Here is a 10,407-nt window from a genome sequence, read left to right as displayed (position 1 = left end):
GTAATAAGCAGGAACGCTTTTTTACTAACGATGGACAGGTTAGTTTAAGATCTTGAACAGTGAAAGATTTAAATAAATTAATAGCTTTACGATTATACTCCCTTTTTCGTAAAGGGAAGCACAGAACTGAAATAATAGTTGAGCTCCAGCTTTACTCGCTATTCGAAATTTTAAAAAAGTTTAACGCTTACATATTGTGTTTTTTTATAATGAGTGATAAATTGTAATTAATATTTCATATCAATCACATGTTACTGATTCGATCAGGCAGGGTGGGTACAGTTGAAAGAATTTCAATTCTTTTGATCCGTTTCCCCTCTGCCTTTTTTTGTTTATTTAAAAGGGAATTTATTGGTAAGGTATCTAAAAAACGAAAGATAACCAATAAATAGAAAAACTTAATCAATAGAAGAAATAACACTGTGGAAAATTGACAACCTAACTTATTCTATTATTTCAAACTACTAAGATATTTCGAATTAGGGAATGTATATCGAGTTTATATGAAAATGAATTGTAGATCATTTAGTAATGTTATATAAGCCTTTTCTAGAAGGGAGCTGGCCTAGCGTACTCTATTTATTTTAGTTTTACATTATTTCATTTAAAGGAGGTGTGAAATTTTGGTCTAGTTGTGTGGCTATGCACTAAAAATTTTTCGCTTAGAAGCACAGGAATATTATAAATTTTATAAAAAAGATGAGGTGACAAGCATAAAAAAGTACATTTAATATTGTGACTGAAGTCAAATTTACTTGCCATCAATAGTATTAAAAAAAAACAAATGCGTGCCGGGATTGTATGAGAAAAGCAGGAGTTTTCCTATGTCTATTTGTATTGTTTGTGTCTTTAATCACTTTTCAACCAATGACATCTTCAGCCAAGGAATCTACTTCTGAAGTTAACGAGAAACCGAAAGTAGTTCCAAGTTTAAGAGAATGGAAGGAAGGAACCGGATCGTTCAATATTAGTAAGAAGTCACGAATTGTTATTGATCTTCAGTATTCAGAGGAATTGAAAAAACAGCAGACGTGTTTAAAACTGATTTGTAATAAGCCCAAAACATGATTAAATCTAAGGAGGATTTACATGAAAATCAGAGCAAAGGGCATTAATTTCGTAATACTTTGCATTCTCTTGTTAATAATGAATATGTTCCAAGGAATTGTAGTGTCGGCGGAGGAAAGCAAATCAAATAGTCTTAATTTAGGGTTGGGGAAAAAGGTTGGATGCAAATACAGCTTTTATCCAAAGGTGCACAGTTGTGTCCACGAAGACGGCGCGATAAAGCTTAAGGGAAAAACAATCAATCTGGTGCTTGAAGACGGTGTCAGCGAGCATACCGCAGCTAAGGTGCAAAGAATTTTCGAAGAACGTGGCCTCACCGTCACGAAGGCGGAGCAGGATTCGTCAGTGGACGATATCGACGTTCTGATCGGTATCGACAACGACAAGGGAGTCGATTATGAGTACCTAAACGGAAAGTTCGATCCGACGGTTTCCGTAAAAAAGGATGATGGCTATGTGCTCAAGACCTCTAAAGCGGACAGAGTCATCGCTATCATGGGCGCTAATAACAGCGGCGCGTTTTACGGAGTCACCACGCTCGATCAGATCTTGGAGCAAGCGGACGGCGTTTTGACCGATGTGCTGATCGAAGATTATGCGGATGTGAAATTTCGGAGCTTCATCGAAGGCTTTTATGGCACTCCATGGTCGCACGAGAACCGCAAGGACTTGATGGCGTTCGGAGGCGACTTCAAGATGAATTCCTATCTGTACGGGCCCAAAAACGATCCATATCATGCGGCGAAGTGGAAGGATCCCTATCCGTCTGAAAAGCTCGCCGAGCTGAAAGAGCTGGTCGATAAGGGGCTGGAGACCAACGTTGAATTCGTCTGGGCAGCACATGTCGGCGGCAAGATAAATCTCGGCTCGGAAGCCGACATTCAGGCACTCAAGAACAAGTTCGACCAGATGTACGGCATCGGCGTCCGTCAATTCGCAATTTTCTTTGATGATTCCGCCACGAACAACGATCAGCTCGTGAACTTCATCACTCGGATGGACAGCGAATACATCAAGCCCAAGGGCGATGTCAAGCCGATCATCTTTTGCCCGCAGTATTATCGTAAGGATAGCGGCAGTCATGCAACGATCAATTACTTGAAAAATATCAGCAGGTTCCCGAAGGACGTACAAATCATGTGGACAGGAGATAACGTCGTTTCGCCGGTCAAGCAGAGCGTCGTCGACTGGGTTACGCAGTATATCGAAAGACCGGTCTATATCTGGTGGAACTATCCGGTAAACGATCTGGGGCGCGCGGACTATGTCCATATGGGCCCCTCCAAGGGGCTTTACTCCGGCGTTAAGAATATCTCGGGCTTTGCCTCGAATCCGATGAATCAGGCGCAAGCTTCCAAGGTGTCTCTGTTCAGCGTAGCGGATTATACTTGGAACACCGGCGATTACGATTATGAGCAGAGCTGGCAGGCTTCGTTTGACTACATCATCCGAGATAATCCCGAGGCAGCGAGGGCAATGCGCATTTTTTCTCAAAACGCATCGCACGGCCTGAACCCGTTTGAAGCAGGCGAATCGCTCTACCTGCTGCCGCAGATGAATGCCTTTAAACAGGCGTTTTCAGGCGGTGAGGATATTTCGGAATCTGGCGCGTCTCTGGTTCGGTCGTTCGATGAGATTATTGATGCCGTAGACACGCTGAAGGCATATCCGGGCACAAACGGTATCTCGGAAGAGCTCACGCCTTGGCTGGACAAAATGAGGAAGATTGCACAGGCGAGCAGAAACGCCGTGCAGGGGCTGATGGAGTTGGGAGAGATCTCTGCGTATGATTCGGCATCCATCCAGGAGGCCATGACGTTGATTTCCGAACGCAGGGCGGAGCTTAAAACAGCGGTGTCCGCACCCAAGGTCGTTGCGCAAAAAGAGATAGCGACCTTTACCGAGGAGATCCTGAACCTGCTGGAAATGCGGCTTATGGAAAAGCTCTCCCTGCCGCCCAAAATGCGCGGATTCGGCAGCACGACCCTGGACTATATGAAGATGCTGGACGGCGATTTGACGACTGCTACCGACTCGGGCGTGGTGTCGAGCGGTGCGTACTTCGGTGTGAATCTGGGCAAGGAAACGCATATCAACAACGTATCCATCGTGATGGACAACACGAAATACTATAAAAAGGGTATGCTCGAGGCGTCAATGGACAACAGAACCTGGACGGAGGTTGCGGAATTCGATACGAGCACGGTCTCTGCGAAGGGACTTGACATTTCCGCAAAATTCCTGCGTTACCGCGCGACGGACGAATTCACCGACGAAATCACCGGATCGCCGAACCGCGGCTTGTCGGTCAAAGAGTTTCAGGTAAACGTGGAACAACGCGCAGCAATCTATACTAACGTTCCTGCGCTGGAGAATCAGGCGCTGACGATTGAAGGTGCTTCAGCAGCGCTGCGGAATGTCACAGAGATCACGCTGGAACCCGGGGATTATTTTGGATTCCAATTTAACAAGCTGAAAAACGCACACTCGCTGAAAATCGATGAGGATCTCAAGTTTCTGAAAGCCGAGTTCTCGGCAGACGGGACAAACTGGAGCGCGATGTCTTGGTCGGATCCACTCATCACTTCGGCGAAATACATCCGTGTGAGAAACGCGTCTCAGGAGGCAGGGACCTTCGCACTTACCGAGCTTTCGGTAAAATTCGGCGGTTCGCCGTCCCTGTCGGCGACGGCTCATAATGTCAATATCTATTCGGGAAACGCGGGCAATATGGTGGACGGCAATCCGTTTACGTATCTGTGGCTCACGCCATCACCGGGCGGAAATCGGCATTTTATATTCGATCTGGGAAGGGAGATCCCGATTAATGACATGCTCATCAACTCCGATAAGGACGTGGTATCTTCCGGTACGATTGAATTTAGTTCTGATGGAATAAACTGGCGTGATCCGGTTACGTTCAGTAACGCGGGAACCATCAATATTATCGACTGTGGAGGTAAATTGGGCCGTTTTGTGAAGCTCACCGACAGCGTGCAGAACAAATGGCTCAAGGTCAACGAGATCGTGATAAATAAAGTCAAGGAGGACACCTCTGTTCTCTCTGGTAATCTGATCGGCCTGGAGAAGTTGCTTGATCAGGATATTTTCAGTTTTGTTGATGTCGGCAACACGGCCGGAGAGCTGACATACAACAACATCAACACGCCAAACGCGACCAATCTGATCCTGATGAAAAACGAGGGATCGGAAGTGAGACTGATGATCAAAAAAGCCACAAAGGCTGCGGCAGCGTCGACGGCGGATGCGGAATGGATCGAGGTCGGGAAATTTACGGGCGCGTATCATAACATTGATATGCGCGCGTATGGGCCGGTCAGCGAATTCAAACTGATGTGGGACGGGGATTCCGGCCTGCGTTTAAACGAGATCTATGTCGGCGTAAGTGATCAACAACCGCTCAATGCAACTGATATGAAAAAACTCGTTGAGCGTTTCGAGGAAGAGGGAGAATTCGCAAACCATGGCTCTGCTCGTTCCTTACAGGCACATTTGGCGGAAGTGGACCGTTTTGAAAAGAAAGGAGAATTCCAAAAAGCTGTCAAACACATGAAAGGCTTTAAACGTCTGCTTGACAGTCAGAAAGAAAATGAGTTAATTTCCGAAAAAGCGTATTCTATTCTCGGGGCCGGTGCTGATTATTTGATTAAGAAGTGGCAATAGTTTTTTGGTTTGAAGTACAGGGTACCCCTGTGACAGGATGATAATCTGTCACAGGGGGCCTTAAAACCGGAACTTCCAATGAGGCTTTACCTTAATCACTATTTGGAATGGTTCCAATTTTTAGAAACCACTGAATTGAAGTCACAAAAAGCAATCTGAAGGATAGGCTTCTTTTCGCATGCCTTTTTCCAGTTGAAGAAACCTATGATAGTCTTAAAAAATCTGATCTTGTTATAGCTTTTAATACCAGAATTTCTAAAATTATACAGAAAGTAAACTAGTAAGTCCGGCACATACTACAGAACACAATAAAAACTTAATAATTTTCTAGGGTATATCGCTGTAAAACCTCCGTTTTTTTCATCACTCATGTACCAATCGTTTAACACAAACTCCAAGTTGTTGATTCTAATAACGCACGTACTGATGTAGAGGTATTAATCGACTATGCAAAAAGTCTTGGAGTCATTGATGTTCCGGTAGAAGGAAGGATTAGGGTTATAGAGTAGTAATATATGCGACCTAACGATACCCTTGAGTAAAATTGAAATGGCGTTTGCCCATCCGCATGATTCATCCCGATATCTATTAGGAATCGAATGCAATGGAGACATGAATCAAAGTTCCGCTAATTGCAAGGAACAAGATGTATACCTGTAGAGAGTGATTAAAAGAAGATAATGTACCAACGAACGAATTTGGAGACGAAACTAGTGGAGGAATGAATCTGTAGAGAAGGAAAGAATTGATCATTAGGTGAATACGTTATTGAATGTTCAAGATGTTGGTGAGGGAGTTGCTAAATTAAGCTATGAAGTGTTTTAGTTTTCTATAAAATAAGCTATTCCTAGTGAAGATTTAAAAAAGGGCTGTTCATGAATAAATATGAACAGCATTTTTAATGGGTTATTTATCAGTCATTAAGAACGTAAAAATATTAAGAGAAAATTTCTAAGAAAGGGGGAATGTCTTAATGCCCACTTGTAAAAACTGCGGAAGAAAATGGTCTTGGTTTGATTCAATAAAGAAATTATTAAGGTTCCGAAAAAAAATGAAATGCAATCATTGTGGGGAAATTCAATATCAAAGTACATCTTCAAGAAATACAACTTCTTTATTCGTTTTATTCCCAATTATCACTATTCCATTTTCTGTTTTGTTTAATTTATCTCCAACTTCTGTATTATTATTGGAACTTGCCATAATAGTTGTGGTGATATTATTAATGCCATTTTTCTTGAAATTGACTGATAAAGATGAACCGATATGGTGAAAAAAGGGGACTGCTCTAAAGCTAGAGCAAGTCAGAATGAAGGTCTCATTCATACAGGGCAAGACGAAAAAAGCAAGAGCAAGTCAGAATGAAGGTCTCATTTAGACAAGGCAAAGGCGAAAAAAGCAAGAGCAAGTCAGAATGAAGGTCACATTCGAACAGGGCAAGGCGAAAAAAGCGAGAGCGAGTCTGAATACGGGTCTCATTCAGACAGGGCAAGGCCAAAAAAGCGAGCTCCTGTCTGAATACGGGTCTCATTCGGACAGGGCAAGGCCAAAAAAGCCAGCTCCTGTCTGAAAGCAGGTCTCATTCGGACAGGGCAGGGCCAAAAAAGCCAGATCCAGTCCGAATGCGGGTCACATTCGGACAGGGTAAGGAAAAAAAAGCAAGATCCTGTCTGAATGCACCAGGTTTAGAGATGTACATAAAAAAGAAAAGAGACGGTTCTTGCACTTCCTTGGCAGGAAGAGCAAGAACCGTCCTTTTTAATAAATAACAACCGGATCGTATATACTTAGAGTATCATACACTGTTTTCATTATATTAGGGGGCGTGTTGACACAGCCGCCTGAACCTCCTGTTAGATAAGCATTACTTGCCCAATTTGTCCGCCAGCTGGCATCGTGGAATCCTTGTCCGCTGTTTGTAAACGGAGCCCAGTAATTTACCTTAATGGCATAATCGGGTTTACCTACTGCACTGCCCTTAAGAGTGTACTGTGGTCGTTTATAGAGGATATACCACACTCCTGGTGAAGTATCTTCACCGGTGCTGTGTTTACCTGTCACCACATTGGTTGTGACTACTAATTGTCCATTTTTATAAATCCAGATACGTTGTTCCGCAATGGACACTTCAGCATACGTGTCGCCAATGCCATTATTCGTTGTAGTTTCATAGCCGATGCCTTCATTGCTCCAGCCATTTCCATGAATATTAGAAGCAGAAAGTGATTTCTCTCCTTTTTCAAAAGCTTCTTGGATTTTCGCTGTTTCTTTCTCAGCATTTATTGCCCAGCCATAGCCTTGTCCTTTAACTTGAATGACCGAACCTGAATGGGTCTTAAATGTGAAATTTTTATTTAGTGTTGATTGAGAACTATTAATTTCATCAATCTTGTTCTTAATGTCACTCATGGTGATTGTAACCTTCTTATCTTTTGACACAGAGGCATTTTTAATTAATTCACTGGCTTTTAAAGGATACACTTTGTCCTGTACCTTATAATCAACTGTTTGTTGTAGGAGATCCTGCAGCATTTTCTCCTCTTCTTTTACAATCAGACTGTCCTCTTTGATTGGCTGTATGAATACGGGTTTCAGATGGATATCACTAGTATATTTCTGTTTCTTATAATCTTTTAATAGACCATCGATATCATACTGTTCTCCATTAATACTATTAGAGATGACAATTTGACCCTGTTCTAATTTAGCTTCCGCATCTTGGGGTGCTTTTAAGTTCTTATTCATTGATAAGAGCTTTTCTTCTACTTGCTTTTTCATAGTTTGGCTTCGAAACTGATCCGCCTTTTTGGGTATCAACGAATAATTTTTTTCCTTTGAGGAAGGAAAAAATGTCCACTGGCTTTTCAATAATTTCTTAACCTCAGGCAGATCTTTATCCGTAAATACCATCTGCGTATCTTTTTCATCTAAAATTAGTTGATTTCCGACATAGACTCTGTTTTTTAATTCAGATGTTTTTAATTTATTTATTACCTGATCAGCAGTCAGTCCGCCGACTTTTGTGCCATTAATCGTAACCTGTGAATTGAACCGGGTTACCTGATAATAGCTAATTCCCGCAATTAGAAGTGCAATAATAATGATAATTCCAATTACAATAAATTTACGTTTTGCAGGCCGTTTGAATCGGTTCACCCGTCCTTTATCAATTTCTTCAACTGTTTCATTTGCCGTACTCATAAACATTCCCTCCGCTATTTGGTAACCCAACTATCAACGTTCTCCAACTTTAAACTTGTGGATTTTCATCAAAGACTATTGATTAGTTTACCTTACTATTAAATAATTACTATTATACTACTATTTTTGTGGTGTGTAATTTGTCACAATTTGTTTAAAGGTGAAATTTTTTGTTCTGTTTTAAAATCCCTTAATTTAAGTTTTATAAGGCAAAAAGAAAACCTTATTAGATACAATACGTGAACCGAACCACAAATAGTATAATGCAAAAGATGGAAATATTCATAGATAGTAAGTTATTAAATAGGCTGATATAAAACAAAGGAGACCGTGTATTTTAGACGGTCTCAAAATGATCTTATAAGGCTTGTACTTCACTCATTAAGGCATGAGTATTCCCTTCAGTGTCTTTAAAAAACGTCATCCATGTTTCAATTTGTCCCACTTTTGCAACCATATGTGGTTCATCATTAAAAGTAACTTTATTCCCTACTAAGGTCTCATAAGTTTCTTTGATATTTTTGACCTGAAAATAAACAACTGAACTTGAATAAGCAAATTCATCTTTTTCTGGCAGGCTTAACAGGAGACGCAGACCGTTACATTCAAAGAAAGCCATACTGTCTGTATTAAATAAAAGGGACAGTCCCAGTTTATCTTTGTAAAATTGTATTGCCCTATCTAACAATTTAACTGGTACCCCGATTTGCCCAACTTTTTGAATCTTATTAGTTTCCAAAGAACATTTCTCCCTTCAAATATCTTTCACATTAAGAATAAATGATTCACCTTAGCATTTCTTATCCAAAATCACCTTTTTACGAAATTGAATGGGAGAAACTCCAACATGCAGCTTAAACATCTTACTAAAGGATACAGGGTTAGTAAATCCCAGTTCAAAAGTTATATCTGTAATAGTGAAGTCTAAATTTCTTAAAAGGTCCTTTGCCTTTAGAATCCTATATTCAGAAATATGCTGATGAGGCGTTTTGCCAAATATTTGTGAGTAAGTTCTTAATAAATGGTTTGGAGAAAGGCAAGCAATCTGAGCAATGTCATTTAATTTTATTGGCTTGTTATAAAAGGCCCTAATATAATCATGGGCCGTGCTGATCCTTCTATATAATTCTTCACGAGTAGAAGTTCGTATCGCATGTAAGGATTCGACTTCCTTCAATGTATTGAAATGTTCGAACAATAAAGTTTGCATTAACTTGTAGAATTTTTCCTCATAACCAACTAGATCATTCTTAAGAACAGATAAGTTCTCTTTAAATATTTTTATCTGAGAAGATAGTCTTTGAGATGTAGGATATGTTTTTTCAAAGAAACCAATAGAACTTGTATCCATGAAAGGATCACTTAGAAGTTTATGGGTCGATTCTCTTAATGTGTTTAAAACTTCCTCTGCAAATCCATCTTTAAAAAAGATGCAAAATGATTCAACATCCTTATTTTCATCGATTGAAATTGTATACGACCCCTCATTAAGAAGCAGGTATCTGTTCTCTTCAACAGCAAAAAAACCTTTACTGGTTTTGTAATGTGCCTTCCCATTAGAAAATGTTTTAATTGATAACTGGCCATTTCCCTCCCAGTAAAATTGGTTGCTTTTTGCATGTAAGACATAATTACTTGAATCCTTATTACTCATATGACTGTCTCCATAAACATATAACTTGAATTTTTAGATAAGTCAATTATACATAATAATGGAAAGTAATTATTAAAATCTTTTATTTTTTGTTAAACAGAACCACGTTGGTTATGCAGCTGGTTTGTGGAGAAAGGAATGGCTGCTTAAGCATGAAAGCTCTTATAAAAAGCGCTTGATGTAAAGAGACGCTCACCCTAATTTCTTTTAATTTGATCGTAAATGTAAGCCGCCTGATTTAAAAATTTTTTGGCCTGATCCACGATGTGTTACCACTTTAACGTAGTGAGTGGGAGGCTTTTTTTGAAGACTTGTGTGTAAAGGAGGCTAAAGACAAGAAAATATATAAGAAAATGAAACTAAAATAAATTCAAAAACGTATGGAAGGATAAGATTTCCATTTGATGAAATTTTGGTTGAATTTAGTTGATCTTAGTTTAGGAAGATATTTTTTAGGAGGGGAATTATGGATGTTAGTGAAATCATCGTTCAATCGGGAATATCGATTTCATTGTATTAGTGTTAGAAAAATACTATTTTCGCTCAGGTAATCGTGGTTCCATGACGGTTACCATCGATAACTTTGAAGGGTCTACAAAAGTACATGCAGCAGCTTCCGGCTCTTCCCAAGGAGCTATCTTCCGGTTTGATTGGGGTGCGGGGAACAGTTTTATTAATAGTGTCATAGATACTTTAGAACCGTATAGAGTTGAGTAAATTAATAAAGCATGCTGGCTGTTGTTCCATAGGAATTACAGCTTATTTTTTTTTACCCCTTGTCAAATCAATCATTTAAAAGG

At 40.1% G+C, this 10,407-nt stretch carries 7 protein-coding genes and 1 pseudogene; 5 read left to right on the top strand and 3 right to left on the bottom strand.

The genetic code is table 11. The features are described 5' to 3' along the window. Window positions 1-843: 843 nt before the first annotated feature. The 4 genes and pseudogenes from V7150_RS19605 (at window position 844) to V7150_RS19590 (ending at window position 6,025) form a co-directional block, all read left to right on the top strand. A complete protein-coding gene (locus V7150_RS19605; protein ID WP_335521668.1) occupies window positions 844-1,068 on the top strand; it encodes a hypothetical protein in 225 nt (74 codons plus the stop codon). Window positions 1,069-1,089: 21 nt separating this feature from the next. Further along, the gene (locus V7150_RS19600; RefSeq protein WP_335521666.1) at window positions 1,090-4,752 is read left to right on the top strand and encodes a beta-N-acetylglucosaminidase domain-containing protein; all 3,663 of its coding nucleotides are present in this window, start codon (window positions 1,090-1,092) and stop codon (window positions 4,750-4,752) included. A gap of 87 nt (window positions 4,753-4,839) precedes the next feature. Next, window positions 4,840-5,033 (top strand): annotated as a pseudogene (locus V7150_RS19595) (hypothetical protein); the annotation flags it as partial. Window positions 5,034-5,725: 692 nt separating this feature from the next. Beyond that, a complete protein-coding gene (locus V7150_RS19590; protein WP_335521663.1) occupies window positions 5,726-6,025 on the top strand; it encodes a TIGR04104 family putative zinc finger protein in 300 nt (99 codons plus the stop codon). A gap of 485 nt (window positions 6,026-6,510) precedes the next feature. Here V7150_RS19590 and V7150_RS19585 read toward each other — a convergent pair whose 3' ends face one another. The 3 genes from V7150_RS19585 to V7150_RS19575 all read right to left on the bottom strand — a co-directional run bounded on the left by V7150_RS19585 (window position 6,511) and on the right by V7150_RS19575 (window position 9,607). Continuing rightward, a complete protein-coding gene (locus V7150_RS19585; RefSeq protein WP_420490311.1) occupies window positions 6,511-7,953 on the bottom strand; it encodes a L,D-transpeptidase family protein in 1,443 nt (480 codons plus the stop codon). A gap of 358 nt (window positions 7,954-8,311) precedes the next feature. Further along, window positions 8,312-8,692, bottom strand: a complete 381-nt coding sequence (locus tag V7150_RS19580) for a VOC family protein (protein ID WP_335521659.1) — start codon at window positions 8,690-8,692, stop codon at window positions 8,312-8,314. 51 nt (window positions 8,693-8,743) lie between these two features. Then, the gene (locus V7150_RS19575) at window positions 8,744-9,607 is read right to left on the bottom strand and encodes a helix-turn-helix domain-containing protein (RefSeq protein WP_335521658.1); all 864 of its coding nucleotides are present in this window, start codon (window positions 9,605-9,607) and stop codon (window positions 8,744-8,746) included. A gap of 492 nt (window positions 9,608-10,099) precedes the next feature. Between V7150_RS19575 and V7150_RS19570 the strand changes: the two genes are divergently transcribed. After that, complete coding sequence (locus tag V7150_RS19570; RefSeq protein ID WP_335521670.1) at window positions 10,100-10,324, top strand: DUF6054 family protein; 225 nt, start codon at window positions 10,100-10,102, stop codon at window positions 10,322-10,324. Window positions 10,325-10,407 lie beyond the last annotated feature (83 nt).

The sequence above is a fragment of the Neobacillus drentensis genome, from assembly GCF_036965245.1.
Taxonomy (GTDB): Bacteria; Bacillota; Bacilli; order Bacillales; family Cytobacillaceae; genus Neobacillus; species Neobacillus drentensis_G.
The sequence above is the reverse complement of the archived record's forward strand: the minus strand, read 5'-3'. Positions and strand labels throughout refer to the sequence as shown.